The 25196-nt window shown below is 54.0% G+C and carries 27 protein-coding genes; 16 read left to right on the forward strand and 11 right to left on the reverse strand.

Annotated elements, in window-relative coordinates:
- Positions 1–140 precede the first annotated feature (140 nt).
- Together ERD78_RS20105 and ERD78_RS05900 are read left to right on the forward strand one after the other, a co-directional pair.
- Entirely contained in the window at positions 141–398 is a 258-nt protein-coding gene (locus tag ERD78_RS20105) for a Zn-ribbon domain-containing OB-fold protein (RefSeq protein WP_257216506.1), read from the forward strand.
- 324 nt (positions 399–722) lie between these two features.
- Positions 723–1694: a Bug family tripartite tricarboxylate transporter substrate binding protein gene (locus ERD78_RS05900; protein WP_129968381.1), complete on the forward strand. Its 972-nt coding sequence runs from the start codon at positions 723–725 to the stop codon at positions 1692–1694.
- Between the two features lie 46 nt (positions 1695–1740).
- Here ERD78_RS05900 and ERD78_RS05905 read toward each other — a convergent pair whose 3' ends face one another.
- Entirely contained in the window at positions 1741–2553 is an 813-nt protein-coding gene (locus ERD78_RS05905; protein ID WP_129968382.1) for an IclR family transcriptional regulator, read from the reverse strand.
- A gap of 166 nt (positions 2554–2719) precedes the next feature.
- Between ERD78_RS05905 and ERD78_RS05910 the strand changes: the two genes are divergently transcribed.
- From ERD78_RS05910 to ERD78_RS05945, 8 genes are read left to right on the forward strand one after another with little or no spacing between them, the layout of a single operon-like run.
- Positions 2720–3982: a CaiB/BaiF CoA transferase family protein gene (locus ERD78_RS05910; protein ID WP_218940794.1), complete on the forward strand. Its 1263-nt coding sequence runs from the start codon at positions 2720–2722 to the stop codon at positions 3980–3982.
- Complete coding sequence (locus tag ERD78_RS05915) at positions 3979–5187, forward strand: CaiB/BaiF CoA transferase family protein (RefSeq protein ID WP_129968383.1); 1209 nt, start codon at positions 3979–3981, stop codon at positions 5185–5187. Before ERD78_RS05910 ends, ERD78_RS05915 begins: the two co-directional genes overlap by 4 nt.
- Positions 5188–5212: 25 nt before the next feature.
- Positions 5213–5989: an enoyl-CoA hydratase/isomerase family protein gene (locus ERD78_RS05920; protein ID WP_129968384.1), complete on the forward strand. Its 777-nt coding sequence runs from the start codon at positions 5213–5215 to the stop codon at positions 5987–5989.
- 52 nt (positions 5990–6041) lie between these two features.
- Positions 6042–7229 (forward strand): acyl-CoA dehydrogenase family protein, encoded by a 1188-nt coding sequence (locus ERD78_RS05925; protein ID WP_129968385.1) that lies wholly within the window; start codon positions 6042–6044, stop codon positions 7227–7229.
- Between the two features lie 27 nt (positions 7230–7256).
- Entirely contained in the window at positions 7257–8471 is a 1215-nt protein-coding gene (locus ERD78_RS05930; RefSeq protein ID WP_129968386.1) for an iron-containing alcohol dehydrogenase, read from the forward strand.
- A 56-nt stretch (positions 8472–8527) separates the two neighbouring features.
- Entirely contained in the window at positions 8528–9682 is a 1155-nt protein-coding gene (locus ERD78_RS05935; RefSeq protein ID WP_129968387.1) for a PrpF domain-containing protein, read from the forward strand.
- Positions 9679–11052, forward strand: a complete 1374-nt coding sequence (locus ERD78_RS05940; protein WP_129968388.1) for an MmgE/PrpD family protein — start codon at positions 9679–9681, stop codon at positions 11050–11052. The genes ERD78_RS05935 and ERD78_RS05940 overlap by 4 nt, the downstream gene beginning before the upstream one ends.
- A 13-nt stretch (positions 11053–11065) precedes the next feature.
- Positions 11066–12016 (forward strand): D-2-hydroxyacid dehydrogenase, encoded by a 951-nt coding sequence (locus ERD78_RS05945; protein WP_129968389.1) that lies wholly within the window; start codon positions 11066–11068, stop codon positions 12014–12016.
- A 42-nt stretch (positions 12017–12058) separates the two neighbouring features.
- Here the strand turns inward: ERD78_RS05945 and ERD78_RS05950 are convergent, their stop codons facing one another.
- The 4 genes from ERD78_RS05950 to ERD78_RS05965 all read right to left on the reverse strand — a co-directional run bounded on the left by ERD78_RS05950 (position 12059) and on the right by ERD78_RS05965 (position 16354).
- A complete protein-coding gene (locus tag ERD78_RS05950; protein WP_129968390.1) occupies positions 12059–12811 on the reverse strand; it encodes a GntR family transcriptional regulator in 753 nt (250 codons plus the stop codon).
- 42 nt (positions 12812–12853) lie between these two features.
- Positions 12854–14464, reverse strand: a complete 1611-nt coding sequence (locus ERD78_RS05955) for an AMP-binding protein (protein ID WP_129968391.1) — start codon at positions 14462–14464, stop codon at positions 12854–12856.
- Positions 14465–14486: 22 nt separating this feature from the next.
- Entirely contained in the window at positions 14487–15533 is a 1047-nt protein-coding gene (locus ERD78_RS05960) for a cyclase family protein (protein ID WP_129968392.1), read from the reverse strand.
- A 95-nt stretch (positions 15534–15628) separates the two neighbouring features.
- On the reverse strand, positions 15629–16354 hold the full coding sequence (locus ERD78_RS05965) for an SDR family oxidoreductase (RefSeq protein WP_129968393.1): 726 nt from the start codon (positions 16352–16354) through the stop codon (positions 15629–15631).
- 113 nt (positions 16355–16467) lie between these two features.
- Here ERD78_RS05965 and ERD78_RS05970 point away from each other — a divergent pair, with 113 nt between their 5' ends.
- From ERD78_RS05970 to ERD78_RS05985, 4 genes are all read left to right on the forward strand, one after another.
- The gene (locus ERD78_RS05970) at positions 16468–17445 is read left to right on the forward strand and encodes a Bug family tripartite tricarboxylate transporter substrate binding protein (protein ID WP_245152357.1); all 978 of its coding nucleotides are present in this window, start codon (positions 16468–16470) and stop codon (positions 17443–17445) included.
- 117 nt (positions 17446–17562) lie between these two features.
- Positions 17563–17826: a helix-turn-helix domain-containing protein gene (locus tag ERD78_RS05975; RefSeq protein ID WP_129968394.1), complete on the forward strand. Its 264-nt coding sequence runs from the start codon at positions 17563–17565 to the stop codon at positions 17824–17826.
- The gene (locus ERD78_RS05980) at positions 17823–18056 is read left to right on the forward strand and encodes a HipA N-terminal domain-containing protein (RefSeq protein WP_129968395.1); all 234 of its coding nucleotides are present in this window, start codon (positions 17823–17825) and stop codon (positions 18054–18056) included. The genes ERD78_RS05975 and ERD78_RS05980 overlap by 4 nt, the downstream gene beginning before the upstream one ends.
- Positions 18056–18271: a hypothetical protein gene (locus ERD78_RS05985; RefSeq protein ID WP_129968396.1), complete on the forward strand. Its 216-nt coding sequence runs from the start codon at positions 18056–18058 to the stop codon at positions 18269–18271. Before ERD78_RS05980 ends, ERD78_RS05985 begins: the two co-directional genes overlap by 1 nt.
- Before the next feature lie 53 nt (positions 18272–18324).
- On the opposite strand, the gene arsB is transcribed toward ERD78_RS05985, so the two are convergent.
- Genes arsB through ERD78_RS06005 form a run of 4 tightly spaced genes read right to left on the reverse strand, consistent with a single transcriptional unit; the run spans position 18325 to position 21165 of the window.
- A complete protein-coding gene (gene arsB / locus ERD78_RS05990) occupies positions 18325–19356 on the reverse strand; it encodes an ACR3 family arsenite efflux transporter (protein WP_129968397.1) in 1032 nt (343 codons plus the stop codon).
- A 10-nt stretch (positions 19357–19366) separates the two neighbouring features.
- The gene (locus ERD78_RS05995; protein WP_129968398.1) at positions 19367–19819 is read right to left on the reverse strand and encodes an ArsI/CadI family heavy metal resistance metalloenzyme; all 453 of its coding nucleotides are present in this window, start codon (positions 19817–19819) and stop codon (positions 19367–19369) included.
- A gap of 13 nt (positions 19820–19832) precedes the next feature.
- Entirely contained in the window at positions 19833–20159 is a 327-nt protein-coding gene (locus ERD78_RS06000; RefSeq protein WP_129968399.1) for an ArsR/SmtB family transcription factor, read from the reverse strand.
- A 46-nt stretch (positions 20160–20205) separates the two neighbouring features.
- Entirely contained in the window at positions 20206–21165 is a 960-nt protein-coding gene (locus tag ERD78_RS06005; RefSeq protein WP_129968400.1) for a LysR family transcriptional regulator, read from the reverse strand.
- A 139-nt stretch (positions 21166–21304) separates the two neighbouring features.
- On the opposite strand from ERD78_RS06005, the gene ERD78_RS06010 reads away from it, so the two are divergent.
- Both ERD78_RS06010 and ERD78_RS06015 read left to right on the forward strand, forming a co-directional pair.
- Positions 21305–22279, forward strand: a complete 975-nt coding sequence (locus tag ERD78_RS06010) for a Bug family tripartite tricarboxylate transporter substrate binding protein (RefSeq protein WP_129968401.1) — start codon at positions 21305–21307, stop codon at positions 22277–22279.
- 76 nt (positions 22280–22355) lie between these two features.
- Positions 22356–23417, forward strand: coding sequence for a TauD/TfdA family dioxygenase (locus ERD78_RS06015; protein ID WP_129968402.1), 1062 nt, complete (start codon positions 22356–22358; stop codon positions 23415–23417).
- A 41-nt stretch (positions 23418–23458) separates the two neighbouring features.
- Here ERD78_RS06015 and ERD78_RS06020 read toward each other — a convergent pair whose 3' ends face one another.
- Together ERD78_RS06020 and ERD78_RS06025 are read right to left on the reverse strand one after the other, a co-directional pair.
- A complete protein-coding gene (locus ERD78_RS06020; protein ID WP_129968403.1) occupies positions 23459–24310 on the reverse strand; it encodes an alpha/beta hydrolase in 852 nt (283 codons plus the stop codon).
- Positions 24311–24430: 120 nt separating this feature from the next.
- Complete coding sequence (locus tag ERD78_RS06025; RefSeq protein WP_129968404.1) at positions 24431–25195, reverse strand: fumarylacetoacetate hydrolase family protein; 765 nt, start codon at positions 25193–25195, stop codon at positions 24431–24433.
- Position 25196: the final 1 nt, after the last annotated feature.

Here is a 25196-nt window from a genome sequence, read left to right on the forward strand (position 1 = left end):
CTAAAACGCCAAGACTATTTTCACCTTATGACGCTCCAATGTGGGAGAGCATCAGCCAGGACAGTATGAAACTGCAGTGGTGTTCAGCGTCAGAGGAGTTTCGCTATCCGCCTGGCCCCGCGTGTCCAACATCCCTGAGCATGGAATATGAGTGGCGGTCGATTTCAGGCCGGGGACGAATTATTTCGTGGACAGTATTTCATCGTACGTATCTGCCAGCGTATCCGGCTCCGCATCTGGTTGTGGCTGTTCAGTTGGAGGAAGGGCCAATAATGGTGTCCAGCATGAATCACGAGGTTGTTGATCAGCTACGTCTGGATGCGCCTGTGCGAATGATCTATGTCGATCATCCCGATGGGTATCGCATACCGAGTTTCGCCATGGATGATGCTGCCTGATCGCAGATCCGCGGCGATTCGCAGTGACGGCGAAAGCCGCCGATGGATTAAAGCGAGTACTAGCCGAGGCTATCACTAACTAGTCTCTGCCCGGCCTGAATAAATACTGACGTAAGAGAAGCGATATGCCTGTGCCACTCGATGGTTAGTGGTATCTGTATATCTCACATATTGGACTATTAATCCGCTTATTTGGTAGATATTCCCGATATGTGCCGATACCATTTACTGGCTGTATGAGTTTTTCAGCTGCTTTGTTAATTCATTAGCCGTTACGCCTGCTGCACTCGTGACGCTAGAGAAAAATATAAGGAGATACTGTTCATGTGCAAAAAACTGATAAAGGCTGCTGCCTTTGCAGGTTCTTTGATGCTGATGCATTTCGGTGCAGCGGCTCAAGGCTATCCTTCCGCGCCGATTACGCTGGTTGTGCCCTATGTAGCGGGGGCAAGTACCGATGCGCTTGCACGTCTAGTGGGCCAGTCAGTTTCAGAGCAACTGGGCCAGCCTGTGGTCGTAGAGAATCGCTCGGGTGCGGGCGGCATGATAGCTGCCGATCACGTCATGCAGCAGCCTTCGGACGGCTATACGTTCATGCTGACCACCGACGGCATACTATCCGTTAATCCAGTGATTTATAAGAAGGTTGCTTACGATTCACTCAAGGATTTTCAACCGTTGTCGATCGCGGTAAATGCCCCTCTCGTGCTCGTGGTGAAATCCGATTCCCCCTTCAAGTCGGTGGAGGATGTTATTAAGGCAGCGAAATCCAAGCCTGGCACATTGACTTTTGGATCGGCGGGTGTTGGAACCTCCCAGCATATGGCTGGTGAAATGTTCAATCAAAAGGCTGCTGTTGATATTAATCACGTTCCATATCGAGGCGGTGCGCCTGCCATGAACGATCTACTGGGTGGGCATATTGACATGATGTTTGTCCAGTCAGCGTCAGCCGTTGAACTTGCCAAGGCGGGGAAGATTCGTATCCTTGGGATAGGCAGCCCTGAGCGAAGCCCTGCGTTGCCCGAAGTTCCAACCTTTGATGAGCTTGGCCTGAAAGGCTACGACTCCGACACTTGGTACGGTTTCGATATGCCTGCGGGTGCCTCTGAGGTGGTGGTCAGCAAGCTCCACGCAGCCATCGTCAAAGCTCTCAAAGACGAGAAGTCACGCCTTGAAGCAGAGGGGTACGTTGTTGTTGCCAGTACACCGCAAGAAATGCACGACAGCATCAAGCGAAATATCGAGAAATGGGGCGAACTCGCCAAGCTGGCTGATATATATAAGTCAAAGTAGTAATTGGCGGTCTATCGGTGGAGTATCCGTTCTCCACCGATGACGATTAGCGAAGGAGCTGCTTGATTTCAGCCGAGATGTTCTCAGCGGTATCGAGCAAAAGGGCGGCAATTTCCACAACGCGTTTTGCGCTTAGACGGTTTTCCACCGCAGAAACGCTGAGTGCGACGCTTGCAGATTTTTCGAAAGTGGTGCGGACGGGCACAGCAACTGCTTTTGCGCCTGCTACCTCTAGAACAGTATTAATGACATACCCATTTTGCCGTCGATGCTTGATCTTATTCCACAAATCACGTTCTGAATATTTGGGGTAGCTTTCTTTGATTTTTGCTTCGTTTACAAGACCTACTCGTCTGATTTCCTCGTCGGACAAAGTGCTGAGCATGGAAATATTGGCGGCGCCGATATTCAATGGTCGGCGTCTGCCGACGTCCATAACAAAGACGCGTATTGGGAATGAGCCTTCCATTCTATCTATGCACACGCCGTCAAAGCCAGCGCGTGTCACGAGAAACACAGTATCCCCTGTAGCTTCAGCGAGTTTGCGGATATGAGGATGGCAAAGGTCGCGCAAGTTGAAAGGAGGGGCGGCGGCCAGGCCCATTTCGTAGATTCTTGCACCCAGGAAATACCGTTTGTTGTCCGGATGCTGGGCGACCAATTGCTCGGCAATCAAGCCTTGCAGGATTCGGTGGGTGGTGGATCTTTCCAGGCCTGTTTTCTGGTAGAGATCGACCAAACGCATGCCTGTGCGGTTGTGCGCAGTAAGCAGACGCAGCAGGCTAGCAGCCCGTTGTATGGTTTGTGTGCCTGACACGGCGATGGATGAAACCTTTGCAGCTTTATCTTTATCTGGCATGTGTGCTTCCGAGTTTGGGATGCCAGATCATAAACTGTCAGCTTTCAGAGTTCAACATATGGAATTGATGGTGCTCCGTTAAGCATGAAATGCTAGGGGCGATGAGCAAATCACATGGTTATCCTAGCGTGATAGCTAGATATAGATCATATATTGGAATTTATTAATGGACGATGATGTGATTTCTGGGCAGCGTGCTGCGCTGTCATCAAGGGCCTTGGACGGGCTTACCGTGCTGGATGTGGCGGGTCCCTGGGGGGGCTACTGCGGCAAGCTGTTTGCCGACATGGGAGCAGAAGTCATTCTGATTGAACCACCAGCAGGCGCCGCAACCCGACATGACGAGCCATACATTCATGGGGCGTCGGGTAGGGAGAACAGTCTTGTTTTTCAATATCAGAATACAAACAAAAAAAGCGTTGTACTTGACCTCAACTCGGAGAGCGGGCAGGCGGCTTTGCGCAAGCTGTCGAGGAAGGCGCATTTGTTGATCGAAAGCGAAGCGCCAGGCGTCATGGCTGAGCGAGGACTGAGCTATGAGGATCTGCAAAGCGATGCGCCACAACTCGTCATGGTAAGTATGACCGCCTTTGGTCAAAAAGGACCCTACGCGCAGTGGCAAGGCAACGACATCGTTGCAATGGCGATGGGCGGCATGCTGTATCTGGCTGGCTATACCGATACTTCTCCTATGGTGGCATTCGGTGAGCAGGCTGTTGGGGCAGTAAATGTATTTGGTGCAGTAGCTGCCATGGCGGCGGTGTTCGAGGCTGAGGAAAGCGGTCGAGGACAACATATAGACGTATCGGCGCAAGAATGTGTGGTCATGGGCATGGAGAATGCCGTGCAGTTCTACGATCTGGAAGGGACTGTGCGCCAGCGGAATGCTGGCGAACAACGTCTCGCAGGCACGGGAGTTTTTCCTTGCGACGATGGGTATGTATACCTCATGGCGGGGGGTGTGGGAGGCAATCGTTTCTGGCCGGATACCGCACGTTGGCTGATTGACGAAGGCGTGCCCGGTGCAACGAGCCTTACGGATGCTTGTTGGCTCGACACAAAGTTTCTAAGCTCCAAGGAAGCGAAAGATAGGTTCGCCGAAATCTTCATCCCTTTTGCCCTGAAACATACCAAGGCTGCACTCCAATCCAAAGGCCGGGAACGGCGAATCCCTATTGCACCGATCAACGATACGTCAGAGCTTGATACAGCGCAGCGGCAGCATCGCCGTTATTTCGTCGAGACAGCGAGTTCGGCGGGAGTGAGGCTTAGAATGCCGGGCGCGCCGTACATGCTCTCTGAAACTCCTTGGGCCTTACATCACGCTGCGCCGGTGCTGGGTCAGCACACCGAGGAGGTCTTTCTTGCGCAAGGCTTTTCGAAAGAACAGATCCATGTCCTGTTGATGAGTAAAGGTGACATTCAATGAAGCGCTTGTTGGAAGGGGTACTCGTTGCGGATTTCACATGGATTGGAGCCGGCTCATACACCACGAAATTATTGGCCGACCTTGGCGCAGATGTTGTAAAGATAGAAACATCAAAGCGTCTTGATACGCTGCGCCTGGCTAAACCATATAAAGACGGGATACCGGGAATCAACCGTAGCGGCTATTTTGCCGATAGAAACTCGAGTAAACGCAGCATCACCATAAATATCAAGGAAGAACAAGGGCTGATTCTGGCAAAACGTTTGATAGGCAATGCCCATATCGTGACCAACAATTTTACGCCCGGGATTATGGATAAGTTGGGATTGGGGTATGACGTTGTGCGTACAATCAGACCGGGCATTATCTATGTTTCTATGTCGATGCAAGGAGCCACAGGGCCGGATCGGAATGATTTGGGCTATGGACTCACAATCGGCGCGGTTACGGGCCTGCAGCATTTGACTGGATTGCCCAATAAAGAGCCAGCGGGAACCGGCACAAACTTCCCAGACCACATTCCCAACCCCACGCATGCTGCATTCGCAATCCTCGCCGCTTTGCGACACCAACGCAGGACGGGCGTGGGGCAGAGCATTGATATCGCCCAGACTGAACCGACAATCGCCATGATCGGCCCTGCTGTCATGGACTATGAGGTAAATGGTGTCATACAGAATCGTAGGGGAAACAGGCATCCCAAGTTTGCACCACAAGGAGTTTTTCCTTGCAAGGGACGGGATAGATGGATAGCAATCACGGTTCAGTCCGATAAGCAGTGGGCGTCTCTTTGCGAGGTTCTGGGCTTGATCGTGCCTGCGGAGTGGGCTGGCGGCGCAGGTCGGCTTAGATATCAGGGTGAAATCGAGCAAGTCCTGTCCGTAGCAAGCTCCAAATGGGACAGCTTGGAGCTTGCGGTAGCGTTGCAGAACATGGGTGTCACAGCTGGGCCGGTGCAGGATGCGCGGGACGTCCTGGAAAAGGATGCCCAACTCCAGGACAGAAAGCATTGGATAAGCCTGGATCACCCGGAAATGGGTCCAAGCACCTATAACTGCGCGCCCTTCAGGTTCTCAAATGCGGCGTCGGCTCCCTCCTCACCTGCGCCAATGTTGGGGCAGCATACTCAGGAGATAGGTAGGGAATTGCTGGGGCTGTCAGAAACAGAAATTACCGCATTGATTGAGAAGAATATTCTGGTATAGCTACGAAAGTGCACTTGGAGAAACCATGAGCCTTATATTTAGTGTAGAGAATCACGTTGCGACGATAACGTTGAATAGGCCCGAAGCCTTGAATGCGATTGATCCAGAGGCAAGACAAGAGCTGAAGGTCGCCTGGAGCCGGATTCATCAGGATGATGATATTCGAGTGGCAATATTGACTGGCGCGGGTGAGAAATCATTCTGTACGGGATCGGATCTAAAAAAAACCATGCCGCCCAAGGAGAGTTTTGCTGAGTTGACGTTCGGCCGGGCAGAGTCGGACCACTTGTTGGCTGGCTTGGATACCGACAAGCCTCTCATCTGCGCAATCAACGGCTATGCGATGGGAGGAGGTCTTGAGCTCGCATTGGCTTGCGACATCCGGATTGCTTCAGAAAATGCTCAGTTTGCTCTTTCAGAAGTTCGGTTGGGAAGCATTCCGGGAGCAGGCGGAACGCAAAGGCTGCCGCGGGCCATTGGTATTTCAGATGCAATGCTGCTCATGTTGACAGGCGACCGTATAAGTGCTCAGGAAGCTTTGCGTGTCGGGCTGGTCAGCAAGATCGTCAACGCGTCCGAGTTGCTCTCGACTGCCAGGGAGATAGCGGCGCGTATTGCAGCCAATGCTCCATTGTCGGTGAGAGCAATCAAGCGTTTGGTTTATCAGGGTATGGATATGCCCCTGCCATCGGCACTGGATCACGAGCGCTTCGCATTCGGCCTGATGCGCGACACGCAGGATCGTTTGGAAGGGCGTCGCGCATTCAAAGAAAAGAGACAGCCCGACTATAAGGGCTGCTGAGGTGGCGCGACAGCCAAAACAGATTACATAACTTTGTGCAGGAAGAATAAGTATGGATTTCGAGTTGCCCGAGAGTACGCGCATGGTCCGCGAGACCGTGGCCCGCTTTGTCAGTAAGGAGCTAATGCCACACGAAGCGCTCATAATACGCCGCGAAGCTGAAAGGGGTTTTTCAGACGACTCCCTTATTCCCAGTGAACTGGATGCCCGCTTACAGGGTCGTGCACGCGAGATTGGATTATGGGGTATCGATGTGCCCGAGAAGTTCGGCGGTCAGGACATGGGGATGTTGACAAAATGCGTGGTGGTTGAGGAGCTTAAGCATTGCATTGTTCCTTTTGTTCTTCCGCCTGAGAGCCCAAACTTGTTCATGTTGAATGAGCTTTGCAGGGGCGATCAAATCGATCGCTACCTGTTGCCGTATTCCCGTGGAGAAAAAAAGAGTTGCTTGGCGCTTACGGAGCCCGCCGCCGGTGCCGATGCCGCTGCGATCAAGACAAAGGCGGAAAGAAAAAACGGAAAGTGGGTGCTAAATGGCTCAAAGATATGGATCAGCAATGCTCGCCGCGCTGATTTCATGATTGTGATGGCAGTCACAGATGCGTCCAAGGGATCGCGCGGAGGTATTACAGCCTTCCTCGTCGATAAGGGCACCCCCGGCCTGAGCGTGCCAACTTCATTCCCCATGATTGGTGAGTACCATCCCTATGAGGTTGTATTCGACAACGTCGAGTTGGACGACGCACAGGTGCTAGGTGAGGTCGGGCATGGATTCGCGCCACTTTCGAAGCGTTTGGGCGTGCGGCGGCTCGAGATAGCGGCGAGATGCCTTGGCTTGGCAACCCGTTGCCTTCAGATGATGATTGAACAGGCAAATACGCGTGTGACATTCGGTGCTCCCCTCGCAGATCGACAAACCATACAGTGGTGGATTGCAGATAGTTATCAAGAACTTGAAATGGTTCGCATGATGGTTTACCGCTTGGCTTGGAAGCTTGATCAAGGCGATACCGATGTTCGTAAAGATGGATCATTGGTCAAAGTTCAAGGCACTGAGATGATAGGAAGGGTTGTGGACCGTGCCATTCAGCTGTTTGGCGGGATGGGAGTATCCAAGGAGCTGCCGCTGGAATACATTTCACGCATGGTGCGCGTTCTGCGCATCGTAGAAGGCCCGAGCGAAGTGCACCGCTGGGTTATTGCGCGAGACCTACTGCGTAACGGCTTGCCGCCCGCCTGACACCTTTGCCCTGAGTATATTCATATCATGCCGGACAGCAATACGTTCTTGTCGACAACTCACGCAGTCAGGGTTCATGCGGGTGACCAAGCCTTGTCTTATTTGCCATACGAAGTGGATCGTTTAGGCGCCCGCCGAGCCATGATTCTTTGTGGACGATCGGTGGCGAACAAGACAGAACTACTTCCCCTGCTTGCTGATCTGCTGGGTGAGCGTTTGGTCGGCGTTTTCGGAAAGATGGGAAAGGATGCCCCGTTGCCTGACATACAAGCAGCGGTGGCTAATGCGCGCCAATGCCGGGCAGATATCCTGGTTGCTGTTGGCGCGGGCAGTGTGCTAAAGGCGGCAAGAGTCGTTGATATTTTGCTCAGCGAGCCAGGAGATCTGGATTCCCTTGTCACACAGTATCCAGATAATGGTCGTCCGGTCAGCCCGAAGCTTCGTTCAACCAAGCTGCCCATTATCAATATTCTTACCGCAGGAACCAGCGCGCAAAATAGAGGCGGGGCGGCTGTGAAGGATGTGGAGAATGGCAGAAGGCTCGAATTCTTTGATCCAAAAACCCGGCCTGCGGCTATCTTTTGGGATGATCGTGCATTGTTGACTGCGCCACCCGAGTTGGCATTCACAACAGGGTTGTCGGTTTATTGGCGATCACTCATGAACATATGCACACTCGCCGATGCAAATCCCTTGGTTGAGGGTAGCCGTAGGCAAGCCTTGAGGCTGTCAAGAAGAGCCATGCCTAGACTCAGGAACGAGCAGGACGCCGCCGCCCGCATCGATATTTGTGCCGCCGCCTTGCTTCAGAACAGAGATGAAGACGACGGGGGCAGGCCATTTGACGCGCACTGGATTGCTCGCGTTGTATATGCGCTGGTGGCAGCCACGCTAACACTTGTTGATTCGGTGGATCAAGGCAGCGCGAATGCAGTCTATACGGCGCCTGTGATCCGTGAGTTTGGCCATTTGTGCCCGGATATTGTTGCGGCGTTAGCCGAAACGATTGAAATGGATGCTATCCCTAGCGGGCGGGGGACTGCGCACGCTCTATTGGCGGAGCATTTTGAGAAAGAATTTTCTGATCTGGGAGTTCCTCGGCATTTACGAGATCTCGGAGTCGCGCGACATATGCTTGATGAGATCGTGAAATTGTCGCTTTTGAATTTCAATGCGGATCGCAATCGTGAGTTGGGCAGCCATCAAGGCAAGTTGCGCAAGATAGTGTATGAAGCCTGGTGATTTGCGGCGTCTGCTTGCCCCTGACTGGGTAGGCAGCCGAACCAAGGAGGAACCTTATGAACGCCCGTCATAGCACCCCTTTTGTCCTGATGCGGGGTGGGACTAGCAAGGGTATTTTTTTTCATGAAAAAGATGTCCCACAGGACCGAAGCGTATTAGTGCCATTCTTGCTTGATATCTTTGGTTCTCCTGATCGACGACAGATTAACGGAATGGGCGGTGCCGACAAACTCACAAGCAAGGCCGCGATTATTGGCGCTCCCATCAAGTCCAATACAGATGTTACTTACTTGTTTGGACAGGTTGGCATAATTGCCCCCGAAGTTGATTTCAATTTGAATTGTGGAAACTTGACAGCCGCCGTTGGCGTCTTCGCATTGGAAGAGGGTCTTGTCCAGGGTGCAGACAGCTCTGCGCTTGTTCGCGTTCATAACTTGAACACCGACCGCGTCATACATGTGCATGTGCCGATGTCTGGCGGTGTGCCGGTGGAGGCTGGCGATTTCTCTATTGGAGGGGTGCCGGGAACGGGTGCACCCATTGGTCTGGATTTCAGCCGCGCTGCTGGTGCGATCACCGGCGAGTTATTGCCACTAGGTGGTGTCATGACACATTTGTCTGTCCCGGGCTACGGCAGCATAGACGTCTCGGTAGTGGACTGTGCAAACCTGGTTGTATTTGTTGCAGCCGACACGATAGGTATGGTTGGGACGGAGACGCCGGAGCAGATTGATCAAAACGACGATCTGAAGAAAAAGCTGAATGCTATTCGTGCCGAGGTGGCCGCGCGTGTGGGTCTTTCACAATATTGGCATTCTCGGACCGCTCCCTCGACGCCCATGTGTGTGGTAGTACAACGGCCGTCAACATATCAGCCCTTTACTGGCGGCGACCCTATACACGCCACCTCCATTGATTTGACATGTCGTCAGTTCTCCACTGGGGCAACCAGCAAAGCCATGGCTGCGACAGTTACCGCATGTACTGGCGTAGCGTGCCGAATATCTGGTTCCGTCGCAAACCAATACGTTGGCCAGCATACATCGGCGGATAGCATGTTACGCCTCGGACATCCTAGTGGAATCATAGAGGTCGAAAGCAAGCTGATACCCGACGAAAGCCGGATACTGATCGATTCCGCAATGATTTGGCGCACCGCACGTCGCATTGCCGACGGAAGAGTATATACAAGAGTGGATGGCGCGCGATGAACAAAGAGCAACAAGCATGGATTGGTGCAAGTGCTGCCATAGGCCAGTTTGTCGAAAATTTCCAACCTGACACATTGTCGGAAGCACATTATGCCGCTGTCTACCGTGCTTTGATTGATACCGTTTCTGTAGCCGTCGCAGGATGCCATGAGGAGGCTTGCACTATAGCAAGAGGTTATCTAGCAGGGCGGCGTGCATCACAGCATGCCACATGCTGGGGGCCGGGCATTCAATTGCCAATTGAAGATGCCGCATTTCAAAACGGTGTGGCGGGGCATGTTCTGGATTTTGACGATGTCAGTTCTCCCATGAGAGGCCATCCCAGCATCGTATTGCTGCCTGCATTGGTTGCACTTGCTGAGGCCTTAGACAAGTCAGGACGTGATTTGGCTGCTGCTTATGCCGTGGGGTTGGAGGTCATTGTGCGCTTATCGCGCCCAATGATGAGCGACCACTATGCGAAAGGGTGGCATTCCACAGCATCGATCGGCGTCCTGGGATCGACTGCAGCGTGCGCTAAGCTGCTTGGGCTTTCTGTGAAACAAACGTCAAATGCTCTGGGCTTGGCTGTTGCGCAAGCAGCCGGTACCCGATCCAATTTTGGCACCATGGCGAAATCATTCCAAGCGGGGCATAGCGCTGCCTGCGCAGTTCGGTCTGCGATGCTTGCTCATCATGGCTTTGATAGCGCACCCGAGGCCATAGATGGAAAGTATGGCTTTATGTCCTTATATGCGGATGGCGAATCCCTCGCGCAGTCACTCAGCTTATTGGGGAAAGATAAACTTGAGCTTCTTGACAGTGGAATTGAAATCAAGAAATATCCATTATGCTATGCGACGCATCGCACAATAGACGGTGTTCTTGATCTTCGGGAACAGTACGGGCTTACTCTGGATCAGGTAAGCCATGTAGAAGTCACGGCGAACTATCGCGCAACTGCTCCCTTAGTTCATGCGAGCCCTCAAACTGGCCTGGAAGCAAAATTCAGCATGCAACACGCAGTGGCGGCAGCGCTCGCCGATGGTTACGTTAAGTTGCGTAGCTTCAGAGACGAGAACGTCCGCAGGCCGCATGTGCAGGCTTTCTTCTCCCGTGTTTCTGTTCATGAGGAGGCCGGGCCAGCCTTTCCGAGATGGAATAATATAGTAGTGCACTTGAAAGACGGCCGGCACTTTGAGAAGAGAGTCACGATGCTACGGGGAAGTGCTGAAATGCCATTGACAGACGAGCAATTGTTCGACAAAGCCAGTGACTGCTTTTCTTTCCAAGAAGTATTAGATCCATCTGAATTTCTTGAGATGGCGATGCAGTTGCGCGACGTGTCGATCCGACAAATCGTGGCGGCGCTGCCTGTAGTTGATAACTAAGAAGGTATAAGAAATGGGCTGCAAGATCGTAGTCGGTTTCAAACTGGCGCAGGAATACCAGGAACGCCTGCACGAGCGATTCCCGAAATTAGACTGGATATTTTCCCGCAGTAAACACGAGACGTTGTCCGAGGTGCGCAATGCCGATGCGTTCTTCGGTTGGCCCACGGACCAGATTATTGCTGCTGGGAAAAGGCTTCGCTGGCTGCACTTATTGGGTGCAGGTGCTGACGGCTTTAATGTTGAAACTGCCCGGCTGCGGCAAATTCTTGTCTCCAACAATCGAGGTGTGGCTGCGTCCAATATAGCCGAGCATGTGCTTGCACTCATGCTGAGTTTTGCTCGCGATCTGCCGGCCTTAAGCCATGCTCAGCAACACAGGCGCTGGACCAAAAGTCACGAGCTCACATTGTTCGAACTGAGTGGTCAGACCCTAGGTATTATCGGACTAGGAGCCATTGGTCAAGCTCTTGCCAAGAAAGCGAATGCTTTGGGTATGCGAGTGCTCGGCGTCCGTCGTTCATCTCGTCCAGTTGCTTGCGTCGCTGAGCTTTATTCAGCCAGCCAGATCCCGGATATGGCATCACAATGCCATCATGTGGTTGCCTGCCTTCCAGGCACACAGGAATCAAATAATCTGATCAATGCGAAGATATTTGGCGCAATGCGCCCCGGTAGCTACTTTTATAATGTAGGCCGTGGCGCTACCGTTCATACCGAACACTTGGTCGAGGCTTTAGACAACGGCATCCTGGCAGGTGCTGGGCTGGACGTGGTCGAGCCCGAGCCCTTGCCGGAAGATCATCCACTTTGGGGGCACCCTAGGGTTATCATGACCAGCCACACAGCCGGCAACACAGCATCCTATTGGGCTAGAGGCATTGTGCTGTTTGAACAAAACCTGGTGGCGTTTCTATCTGGCGAAGAACTGGTGACAAAGGTCGATTTACAGCGTGGGTACTGAATTAAATGCTGCCCTTGTCAACATCGGTATATGACACATTGGCTACCTCGCCAGCAAATCCAACTCAAGCTCCACAAAGCGGGGCGGAAACTCAAGACGCGCGTAATAGATGATGACGCCGTCGGCGCAGGCTAAACGGCGAACTTCCGCTACGCTGTCGCCTGGGTTGACCCGCAGCGCGTTCGCGGATTGAAAGCCGGCGTGGATAAGCGTCAGCTTTTGCCGCGACTCTGTTACCTCCAGGCCTGGTACGCGGGCAATCACTGACGCTGCCGCCTGCGATTTGAATTTCTTGCGGTGGGCGCGAAACAGTGTATCTTCCACGTACACCTCGCTGTAGCAGAATGGCTGCCCATTTGTACTGTGCAGCCTGCATAGATATTGATACTTGGGCGCCGGCTGTGCTTGGCAACACATGCCCGAGTCGGGAAGGGAACCGACTGCGCGTTCGGCTTCCGTAATGCTTTGTGTGCCCAGCACGTCGCTAAGCGCCACGGCCTCCTGCCACGATGTAGGTATGGCCAGTGCAACCGGATGATCGCGGCGTGGCTCCACAAAAGTGCCTTTTCCCCGTGCCCGGCGTATAAGCCCTTCGCTTTCCAGCACGCTTAACGCCTGACGCAGCGTCATACGTGAAACATCGTAGGACTGCATCAACGTTTCCAGCGTAGGCAGGCGCTCGCCTCGCGGCCACATGCCGGAGTCTATGCAGCGGCGGAACTCGGCGGCCAGCTGCAGGTATAGCGGCAGACGGCTACGGTTCATCACGGCACTGTTCAACGCGGCATTGGACATCGTCTAGGTTCTCCGGTTTTGTCGCGTCGGACTCGAGCGCAACTATCGACGCGCGGCGCTGGCTTTTGACGTGGCTGCGCTGTCCAGCAAGGCAAGCGCCATGTCCTGCAGCTTGCCGCGCTGGATTTTATTCGAGTTTGCGCTTTCAACCACGGGAAAGGCTTCGATAATTGCCGCGCGCACCGGTATCTTGAAATGCGCCAGGCTGGCCCGGCAGTGGGCAATGACATCCTGCTCAGTTATCCTGGAACCTTCATCAGCGAGCGCGAAAGCCACGGGTACGGTCTTGCCTTGATGGGCCACGCCAACCACCTGGCAGGCGGTAATGCCATCCAACGCTTCTATGAACTGCTCTATCTCGATGGGGTTGACCAGAAAACCGCTCAGCCTCAGAAAGTCGCCCTTGCGCGCGTGAAAAACAAAACTATGGCTATCCACTGTATGGCCCAGATCGCCGGTCCGGAAATATCCTTCGGCGTCCACCGCTTTTTGTGTGGCCGCTTCGTTATCAAGATAGCCTTTCATGAGGCTGGGCGAAAGAATCTCTATTTCTCCGATCTCGCCATGGGGCAGGATCTTGCCTGACTCCGTATCCCGCGCGCGCACCCTGGCTTCGGGCGATGCCAGTTCTCCGCCGGGCTGTTCCCGCACGCTCAGCGGCGCATCGGCCTTCTGTGCCGCCACCAGAGCCTGAAGTTCGCTTGAACCATATAACCCGACAAGCGAAATGCCTGCCTTCTCGGCACGTTGAGGCAGATCCCCCAAAGACGGTGCGAAACTGGCAAAACCGGCAATGCGCAGAGAAGGGAAGGGGTTCTCCTGGTCGCCCGCCGCGTCCAGAATACGGTCCAGCAGCTCGTTGTTGGCGAAAGTGTGGGTAGCCCTGTATTGCCTGATCTGCCGCGCGCATTCCGCCGGATCCAGCACCGGTGATGAAATCAGTGCGGCGCCCGAGGCAAGCCCGGCCAAAGCGGCCGAAAATCCGAAGGCGCCGCAGAAGGGTGCACCCATGAGTATGGCGTCATCCGTCTTGATGCCGTGAAAGCGGGCCACAGCATGGCCGTGCGTGATCATGGTTTGTTGGTCATGCACGACGAGCTTGGATTGCGAAGTGGTTCCGGACGTTGTATAGACCAGGGCGTGGGCCGTGCCGGCGGGCATCTGCAAGGAAGCGGGCAGGGGCGCGGTGGGCATGTTGTCATAGCCAAGCATGCGCGCTGCGGGAATAGGCGGCTCCGTTGGCGCGTCGCCCACGACAAGCACGCCTTCAATGCCGGACAGCAGGCTGCTGTCGATGTCACGGAGTATCTGTGTGAATGGCAGGCCTTTGAAGGATGGCCACATGGCAAGCCAGCGGCATCGTCCGCGCGAAATCAGATCACCGGCCTCGCGGCTGCGGAAACGCGTATTCATTGCAACAACGGTGATGCCCAGGCGAGCGCAGGCAAGGAAGATGGCCAGCCAGGCAAAACTGTTAGGCAGCCAGAGCGCCAACCGGTCGCCGGATCGAGCACCCTGTTCATGCAGCAAAGCCGCAAGCCGATTGGCCTCTTCATGCAGCGCGCGGTAGCTTACGGCATGATCGACGTCATACAAGGCAATTGCGTCGGGGCGCTCTGCCGCGTGCTTGGAGAGTAGGTCAGTAAAATTCATGCTGCTGTCTTGAACAATGTGTTTAAACCGTGGCGATAGGCGTTACCGGCGAACCCACGGCACGGGGCAGCCGCAGCGGGGGCGCAGTGAGCAAGAAGCGGTTGCGCTGGTTGTCGCTTAGCCATTGCGCCAGATCGCGCAGATACCATAACTCGGCAAGCGGTAGGCCCAGCTTGAACAGGCAATGATGATGCAATGGCAGCAAGGATTTCTTATCGCCTTGGCTGCGCGCAGGGTAAGCCTCCACAGCATAGTTGTCGGCGCAGATGGCGGCAATGCCGCTTTCAGTAACCCATTCCAGAAGGCGGGTATCCGCGCCGTCGAGTACTGCGCCCGAATTGTGCAGCGTGTCGGCGTCGGGGTTGCCTTTCATGCTCAATACCGTTTCGGCAAAGCCCGTTCGCAATACCAGCATGTCTCCCTGTTCCACCTGAACGCCGTCCGCATCCATGACCTCGGTCAGCTCCTTGTAGCCAATGACGGTGCGCTCATGGCCATAGTGGCGCACAAAATCCACCAACACCCCACGCCCTTGCATGCCCTTGACCGCAAAGTTCTCGATACCCAGCTTCCGTGCGCCGAAACTCTGGCTTGCTCCGCAGCAGCCGTTATCATCGTGCTCGTGGTCGGGTGCATCAAGCACATCTTCGCCAGCCCGATAACCGTTGTAGTAAACCTTGCTGGCTTGGCCACTGCCATCAACGTCAAACTGAGCACCCACGTGCGCCAATGCATCCCACTGCGTCGAATACTGAAGCGACAGCGTAACCTGGTCGTCGCTCAGTACGTCTATGGACGACGGGTCAAGATTCTGCATGGAAAAATTCATATATGGCACGCCATCGCGTTCGGTGGCTGCCAAACGCGGCGGCTTGCGGCGTGGGTTCAACACCATGCCGCCAGGCATGTCCAGGGGCAGGGAAAGACAGAACACCTTGCCTTCGCGCACTTCGCGCACACCTTTCAACACCTGTTCCTGGGTTAGCAGGTTGACTCTTCCGAGCTGGTCATCGGGCCCGAAGTCACCCCAATTCGAGCCCTCTGGGCGGTTTTGCCAACGTTGATTCATATCGCCTCCATTGTCGCGCGGCGCTACTGCGGTGTGCGCGGTGATGTTCAGTTAGATGGGCCTCTCGCTGCGCAGGGCAGCGTTCGTAGCAGGGCTTATGCCGCGCCGATGGTGATGCCGCCGCACACATAGTGTGTCTGGCCTGTCACAAAGCCGCAGCGTGGATCGATGAAATAGGCCACCGCGTGCGCTACATCTTGAGGTTGGCCGATGCGGCCCACAGGAATACCTGCCAGAAGTTTGCGGGTAGCTTCATCGTTCTGGTCATTTGCGCCCTGGAAAAACTCTGTAGCGATGGGGCCCGGCGCAATGGCATTGACGGTAATCCCGCTGCCGGCGAGTTCCAATGCCCACGTTCTGGTCATGCCGATGACGCCGGCCTTGGTCATGCTATAGAGCGTTCTGCCTTGCTTTCCGAGCGCGGCGCGGGAGCTGATATTGATGATGCGGCCTTTGCCCTCGGCGCGCATGCCCGCGAGCAGGGCCTGGGCACATAGAATATCCACTTCCACATTTAGCGCGATGGCGCGTTGCAGATCGAGCGTATCAACATTCTCGATCGTGCCTATAGGCACAAAGCCTACGTTGTTCACCAGCCCGTAGAAAGGACCTGATTCCGCCAAACCGGCCAGGGTTTTCTTCACTGTTTCTCGCTCGGATAGGTCGGCGCTGTGAAAAGCCATATGCTCTGGCCAATCTTCGGGGCGGTTGCGCGCAATACCCACGACTTCGTAGCCATCGGCGTCCAGCCGCTCGCAGATGCTGCGGCCTATACCCCGGCTTGCGCCGGTGACGAGCACTTTCAATCCATTTTTTTCCATGATGCGGGCCCACATCCCGAGGCTGATTGTTGATGCCGAAAATTTAACGCATAATAGTCTATAAAGCTAGACTTATGTTATTGTCATCGAGCAGTTTTCAGAGGAGACAGATAATGCGTTTGTTGAACAAGTCCTTCATGATTCAAGCCGTTTCCTGCCTGATCGCCACCGGAGGTGGCCTGGGGGCAGCCCACGCGCAGGATGCAAATTATCCTTCGCGTCCCATCCAACTTGTCGTGGGCTATGGCGCCGGCGGTGGTACCGATATGTGTTTTCGCGCGCTGGCAGCTACAGCCAGCCAAAAACTAGGCCAAAGCATTGTGGTTGAAAACAAGCCCGGCGGTGGCTCGTCGCTTTCCATCGGCTATATCTCCCGCCAGAAGCCCGATGGTTACAACATTGCGGCCCTTTCAACAGGCGCCGTGCTGAGTCCCTATCTGGTGCCCAGCATAGATTACGATGTCATGAAGGATCTAACACCCATCGCCATGGTGGCGCAATATCAGGTTGGCTTGCTGGTGCGCGCAGACTCACCGCTCAAGTCGCTTGATGACATTATCAAACTGGCGAAGGAAAAGCCGGGCAAAGTGGCCTTCAGTACAGCAGGTGTTGGCACGCCGCAGCACTTGACCATGGAAAAATTGGGCGACGAGGTGGGTGTGCAGTGGACGCACGTGCCTTATAAGAGTGGCGTCGAGGCATCCATGGCACTGTTGCGCGGTGATGTCGACATCATGGCGCAAACTGCGGAATGGGTTCCTTATGTGCGTGATGGTCGGCTCCGCCTGCTTAATGTATTTACCGAACAGCGCATGCAAGGTTTTGAAAATGCACCCACTCTGGTGGAGGCCGGGTACGACATCGTTGCACCCAGCATACTTGGCCTAGTCGGACCCAAGGGGCTGGAGCCTGATGTAGTTTCGAAGATCGACGCCGCTTTCAAGGCAGCGATAGATACGCCCGAGTTCCGCAAATGTACAGATCAGTTCGGTCTCAAGACGGATTACAAGAATGCCGATGAATTCACGCAGTACATTCAGAACACCATAGATACCTGGGCGCCGGTTATCAAGAACCTGGATGTGAGTTGATTGTCTTCAAACTCAGTGAGAAGGTAGCCGCCGTGAAAGAAAATCCTCACAGATGCGAGGATTCCGATGCTATGTTGGTATTTGCATGATAAATCCGCACGATCGTGCGGATTTTATATGCAAATACCCATTGAGGATGCAGCCGAGCTCGGAAAAGTGGTGCGTGCCAGCCGCAAGGCTCAGAAGATACGTCAGGACGATGCTGCCGGCAGTATCGGGGTCAGCGAAAACTTCCTTGGCAAAGTCGAGAGTGGTAACGATGCGGTGCAATGGGGCAAGCTTTTCCAGGTTCTCGAAGGCCTTGGTGTTCGAGTTGTGGTCGATGTTCCTGAGGCTGCGGCTGCTTATTTGAATCCGCCGTCACGCAGGAGCAAGTCGTGAGTGAGCGGTCTTTGGTCGCTTCAATCAACGGCATGGAAGTTGGTCTCTTGCGTGAGGAGGATGGTCTCTGGCGCTTTCAGTACGCGAGCGCCTGGCTGGATAATCCACAGCGCTTCGCTCTCAGTCCATATATACCGCTCGCGACTGAACCGCTGCTGGATAGCGCGAGCGTACGCCCTGTGCAATGGTATTTTGATAGTTTGCTGCCTGAGGTGAGGCTGGCGCAGTGATGAACCTAACTCAAGGAACAGCAGAGCGCCTGTTGGAAAATTTGCGTGGCCGCATTGTGCTGGAAACCGAGGCGCTGTACAGCGAAGTTGAAATTGAAAATGCAGAAATATGTCGGGCGCGCCGTTCTTTGTCAGCAACTATGGCTGGGGAGACTCGTTGCCTCAGAATCATTTTGTATAACGTTATTAAAGAGATGGCCCGGCAAATTGCATGAGAAAGCAATAATAAAATAAATCGCAAAGGGCTTTTGGAAACCGTCGCCGCGTATCAGCACCGGCTCGCACCGGCGTCGTACCAGCTTTTGCTTCGGTTGACGATGCGAACCACCAACAGCATTACCGGCACCTCGATCAGGACGCCAACTACAGTGGCCAAAGCTGCGCCGGATTGAAATCCGAACAGGCTGATCGCTGCCGCGACAGCGAGTTCAAAGAAATTGGATGCCCCAATCAGCGCCGATGGGCAGGCAACGCTATGCCGCTCGCCAAGTCGGCGATTCAGCCAGTAGGCGAGCCCCGAATTCAGAAGTACCTGGGCTAGTATGGGTACGGCCAGCATGGCAATTACCAATGGCTGGTGAATAATGGCCTCGCCCTGAAACGCAAACAACAACACCAGCGTCAGCAGCAGCGCGCCCATGGAAAGCGGCCCGATGTGCGCCAGTGCCGCTTCGAAGGCAGCTTTGCCACGGCGCAATAGTGCGCGGCGCCACAGCTGAGCGAAGATGACTGGAACCACGATATACAGGCCGACAGATACCAGCAGCGTGTCCCACGGTACGGTAATGGACGATAGTCCTAGCAGCAATCCAACGATGGGCGCGAATGCGAACACCATGATCGTGTCGTTAAGAGCGACCTGAGACAGGGTGAACACGGGGTCACCGCCCGTCAGGCGGCTCCAGACAAAGACCATGGCAGTGCAGGGCGCCGCAGCAAGCAAGATCAGTCCGGCAATATAACTGTCTAGCTGCGCAGTCGGCAGCCATGGCGCAAACACCTGCCGAATAAACAACCAGCCCAGGAAAGCCATGGAAAACGGCTTCACAGCCCAGTTGATGAATAGCGTGACACCAATGCCACGCCAATGCTCCCCAACCCTCCCCAATGCGCCGAAGTCCACCTTCAGGAGCATTGGGATAATCATCACCCACATCAGCACCCCGACCGGCAAATTGACTTGTGCAACTTCAAGGCGCCCGATGGCTTGGAACAGTTGCGGCATGGCTTGGCCCAGTGCCACGCCAAGTGCAATGCAGAGAATTACCCACAGCGTCAAATAGCGCTCAAAGGCGCTCATATGAACACTCCTAACAGCAGCGTGTGGTGGGACTGGATGCCGGAGAGCAGCAGGCTTTGCCTTCCGGGGTGGCTTGGCCATCGCGCGACTCACCGTAGATCGGGATGCTACCGAGCGTATGGAAATGCTCCCAGGCCAGGCCCTGGGGGTCGGTGATCCAGTATTTCTCGCTTCGCGCATAGCAGCACGCTGTCTCGCCTTGGTCCTCCAGCGCCAGTCTGGCCGCCTGCGCTCGATCCTTCAGCGCGTTGAGTTCGACGGCATCCTCAGCCTGGATGCCGAAATGGTCAACCCCGTGGCCTGTACCTCGCGTTGAAATTGCAAAGTTGACTGGGGGATCGTCGAGCATCCACTTTGCATAGTCGGATTCGATGCGCATGGGAGCCTGGGCAAACAACTGGGAATAGAAGTCGGTGTTTTTTGCCAAATCATCGACATGCAGATGGACATGAAAGCGTTTCATGGGCAGCTCCTGATTAATGAGGGGAACAGATTTTGGCGTCGGCAACGCCGCAAGGCGCGCCTTCGCAACAGTGCTCGGTGAGATAGCCGAGCAGCCCGTTCATCCGGGAAAAGTCGGCGCGGTAGATCAGATTGCGGCCTTGCTGCTCGACGCTGGCCAGGCCGGCATGCGACAGCTCTTTCAGATGAAAGGAAAGCGTATTGCGAGCCACCCCGAGTTCGTCGGCCAGAATACTCGGCGTAAGGCCGGGGGGCCCGGCTACGACGAGAGCGCGGAATACACGCAATCGCTGAGTATGGGCGAGAGCGCCGAGGGCAGAGATGGCTTGGCTTTCGTTCATAATTCGATATTACAACGTTTATTGAATTATTGGTAGAAATTTTATCTCATTGTCTGGCTGTCCTCCGTGGCCGAACACTCCGCAATAACGCGGCTTTGAAACTAATGATTGAAGGCTCGTCATTTTTAGTCTGATGCCACGCAGCAACTATTGGTGGCAGGGGAACCTTTAATTTCACCTGCACCACCCGCAGCAGCTTTTGTTGCTGCCATTCCTGAGCGATCGAAGATGGGCAAATGCCAAGAAAGTGGCCTGTTCTTACCACGCTTAATTGCGACGCGGATATGGCGCACTCCACAGTTGGACGAGGAGGGGTGAGGCCAACATTCAGAAATTCGGTTTCAATAAGCTTACGGGTGACCGAGCCGGCCGAGGGTAGCACCCAGGAAAATCTACTTAGGTCGGCGAGCTTTACTTCTACATCGCTGGCGAGCTCATGGCCATTGCTGCATATTATGGACATGCCTTCTTCGTATAGGACCTGGGCATTAAAGCGGGAATCCGCAAGAGGATTACCATGCTCGTCGAGTAATCGCGTAACCGCTATATCCAGGTCTCCGTGATCCAGTGCACTCAATAGCTGGGTAGAAGACCCTTCCATGACATGCACTCTGGCGCGAAAATGGTTTTGATAGAGATCAGCCAGGGTGGTTGGAATTAGCCCGTGCATACAACGTGGTAGCGCGCCGAGGTAGAAGACTATGTCTAGGCCATCCGAGAAATCTCGCAGATCCTCCTCCATCGCTTGTGTTTCACGCAAAACTACACGAGCTCGCTTGTGTAACGCTTCAGCCATCTGATTAGGGGTCATTCCACGTCGTCCGCGCTTGAATAATTGCTGCCCGAACATGGCCTCCATGTCTCGAACCATCTGGCTTGCCGTGGGCTCACTAATGCCCAACGATTCGGCGGCTTTGCGAAGCGAGCGGTGCTCCATCAAAAGGTCTAGTAAGGCTAGATGCCTTATGCGTATCTGCGATACGCGATGGCCGATAGTCCTGCTCATGGTTTTTGATTTTCCGATCACATGATTGATTAATGATACTGTATTTCGATCAATAGCTTGCCTAAAATCGCTTCAAGCCTCCCAAAAATGTAAATGCACGGAGGTGGTTTTACGCCAAGATAAAAATGGAGACACATAAATGATTCGAGGCATCGTTGTATCGGTAGTTTTGGTCTTGATGCAGGCAACAGCTTTTGCGGATAGCGTTCAGGATGCCTTTCCCAAAAAGCCTGTACGGTTTCTGGTTCCTTATACGCCAGGCGGTAATGCGGATTTGATAGTGCGTCTGCTGGCACATGGTTTGGATGGGATGTGGACGCAGCCTGTCATTGTCGAAAACAAGCCAGGCGCGTCGGGAACGATCGCGGTAAACGAGGTCGCCAAGGCGGCTCCGGACGGCCATACCATGGTGCTCGGCGCAGCGGGCAACTTAGTCGTTGCCCATAAGCTCATAAATGGCTTGCCATACGATGTCTTACGGGACCTACGGCCCGTCACAGTTGTTGCAACGCCGCCATTCGTTCTGGTGACATCGAGCAAATCCAAGTTCAACAGCGTCCAAGATTTGATCCAGTATGCACGGGCCCATCCGGAAGAAGTGACTTATGGGTCAGCTGGTATCGGCTCGGCGAACCATTTGTCTGGCGAAATGCTAGGTCTAATGGAAAACATAAGATTGATGCACGTTGCTTACAAAGGCATGGGTCCCGCCGTTAACGACTTGCTAGGCGGGCGTATTGACGCTGCATTTGCTCCTATTCCCCTTGTATTGCCGCAGATTCAGGCTGGCAAATTGAAAGCGTTAGGCGTTACGGGGAAAACACGAAGCAAGGTTCTTGAGGATGTCCCTACAGTAGCAGAGTCTGGCGTGCCGGGATTTGAAAGTGGTGCCTGGTTTGCCGTTATGGTGCCTCATGACACGCCAGATGCCACCGTATCCAAACTGAACGCTGACCTCGGCATCGTAATGCAGGATGAAGAGTTTATTCAGAAGCTGGAAGCTGAAGGCGCAGAGCCAATTGGCAGCTCACCCCAAGCAGCGTTGGCTTCACTCAAGGCGGAGATGAAGAAGTGGGGTGACTTGATTGACAAGTTGGCATTGAGCCCAAACTAAGTCTGATCAGTGAGGCTCATCCTGATCTTTCTCATAATCCGCCGATACGCCGGCTAAGAATTTCCACGAGTACATCATGAACGACAGAAACACCCTACCAATCTTTCGCAACGAGCAGGCATGGTATGGCCCTGAGCTCAAGAAATCGCCGCAATTCTGGACCCACCTGTTCACCGACCAAGAACTGGAAGCATTGGATGGCGTTATTCACCGGGTAGAGTCAACGGGTAAGGACCTTTTGAGCATCGATAGCAACGATCTGCGCGGTCTGGATAATTTGATGCCATTGGCGGAGAAAATCAAGCAAGCGGTGCTCTATGGCCCCGGGTTAATGCTGCTTCGAGGCTTCCCTGTTAACGAGTATTCCTTGCGCCAATCCGCGATTGCATATTGGTCTTTAGGAAGGTTATTGGGTGCGCCGGTATCCCAAAACGGCAAGGGGCATGTTCTCGGGCATGTGGCCAACTTGGGCCTTGATTATGCGGACCCCGCCGTGCGTGGTTATCAAACATCTAGTCGCCTGCCATACCATACAGACTCCTCAGATATTGTGGGTCTGTTATGCCTGCGGCCCGCAAAAGCGGGGGGATTATCTTCCGTAGTAAGCTCCACCACAGTGTGGAATGAGTTGGCAGCCAAGCATCCTGATAAAGCCCGGATATTGCTGGGTGACTTTCACCGTACTCGTTGGGGAGAAATTCCAGAAGGCCAGTTGCCTTACTCATCAAGCCCAGTCTTTGTCCCTCTGGGAAATCGCATGTATGCGAATTACGTGCGCAGTGGAATCAGGAAAGCCCAGTTGCTGGCAGAGGTTCCGAAGCTGACTGATGAGCAAAACGAGGCATTGGATTGCCTGGACGCCATGACTAGCAACCCAGGGTTGTATCTCGATATGGAGTTCGAGCCAGGCGATATGCAGTTTCTATCTAATTTTTCCATATTCCATTCCCGGACGGCCTATGAAGACTGGCCGGAGCCTGAGCGGCGGCGGCACTTATTGAGGCTTTGGCTGGCGTGCGACGATGGCCCTGAAGTTCCAGAGCCATTGTTAAGACGTAACGGGGTGACTAAGCGTGGCCGCCCCAACGGCATTGAGGTGCCGGGAGTGGCGTTGAATGCACCCATGGAACCTGCGTAGAAAAGTAAGAGTGCGGCGTTGGATCGGGTAGCGATCCAATATCAAGAACGCGTCAGCAATTTTATGATGGAACTGGAGGGGTCATTCAATTGCGCCCTGGTCGTGAAATGATTTTCCTGGTTTAGGACATGCAGAGCCATTGGCGCGTTGCCCGTACCTGCCCATGCCTGTATCAGACCGCGTGACTGGCACAAATACTCCTTCCCCTCGTCGCCTCCGACGACAATCGTAAGTGGGCAATCGGTTTGAGGTCGTTGGCGAATAGGACTGTAGCTGTCCACCTCTTCGTCTGATAGCGCCAACGTATCATTCAGAAAGCATTCCTGTATTGGCTGCAGATCGTATATGCCGCTGATCAGACAGGCGTGTTCCGGCGTGACAGCATTGCCTGGACATAGATCTTCGTGGGCTCTTCTTGTGAGCAACATGGCGGCAATGTGGGCTCCCGACGAATGGCCAATGAGTGAGATATGTTCGGGATCGCCACCAAAGTCGGCGATATGGTCCCGCACCCAATGCAGTGCACGGTGGCAGGCGGCCACTTGCCCCTGCATGCGGACCTGGGGCAGTAATGGATAGTTCACAATGACGACAGTTACGCCATGTGGTACGAGCCCGTTTGCCACAAAGCCAAAATCGCGCTTGTCCAGCATGTGCCAATAGCCGCCGTGAATGAAAACCTGTACTGGCGTCTTGTGTTTGCCCGTCCCGAATACGTCTAGTTGTTCAAGCGCGCCTCTGCCATAAGCAAGGTCCTTGGCCATTTGATACCGATGGGATGCCAGGGCACTCTGTCGTTCCAGGTGCTTTATGATGGCCTGGAAAGATGCCGTGGATATCTTTCTGACATTGTCATATTCGCGATCCAATACCGCACGAGATGAAGAGGACATTGGGACTATAAGTGACGGATGTTGCGGAACAGCGAAGACGTTCGGAAGAACAATGACCAAAAGAGGCTCGCCACCGCTCGATAACGATCAGGATGCGGCGGCGATGCAGATGTGGAATTCTTATTGTTGACGTGATGCGACCTTATTGGATAGAGATCCAATGCCTTCGATGCTGATCTCAATGACATCGCCACCTTTCATTGGCCCGACCCCAGAGGGGGTGCCTGTGATGATTACGTCACCTGCATTAAGCGTCATGATGCTGGATACAAATTCAAAAATCCTTCCTATGGAGAAAATCATGTCACTTGTATTGGAAGACTGGCGCGTCTCACCATTTTGACGCAGTTCAATAGCCACGTTGTCCGGGTCCAGTTCCGTTTCTATCCATGGCCCCATAGGCTTGTATGTATCGAAAGACTTGGCCCGAGTAAACTGCCCGTCCTTGCGTTGCAGATCACGGTTTGAAACATCATTGGCGCAGGTGTAGCCGAAAATGAAGTTTGCTGCCTGCTCACTGGGGACATTCTTGCAAGTTTTACTCACGACGATTGCAATTTCCGCTTCAAAGTCTATTCGATCCGTGTCGCTATCCAAAACAATAGTGTCTCCTGTCGCGATGATGGCGTCGGGCGAACACATAAACAGCATGGGTTCATCGGGCACGGGCAGGCCCGACTCTTTTGCATGGAGGCGGTAATTCAGGCCAACACAGACAAGCTTGCCGGGTTGCACAGGTGCAAGTAGCTGCAGGTCATCAAGCGCATATTCTTCGCCGCTATAGTCGGGCTGTTCGAACAGGTCTGAGCGCAGTGCCTTGACACGGCCATCCTGAACCACACCAAAGCTTGTTTGGCCATTTCTGGAAAATCTTGCAAACTTCATT

This window comes from Allopusillimonas soli, assembly GCF_004153445.1.
Lineage (GTDB): Bacteria > Pseudomonadota > Gammaproteobacteria > Burkholderiales > Burkholderiaceae_B > Allopusillimonas > Allopusillimonas soli.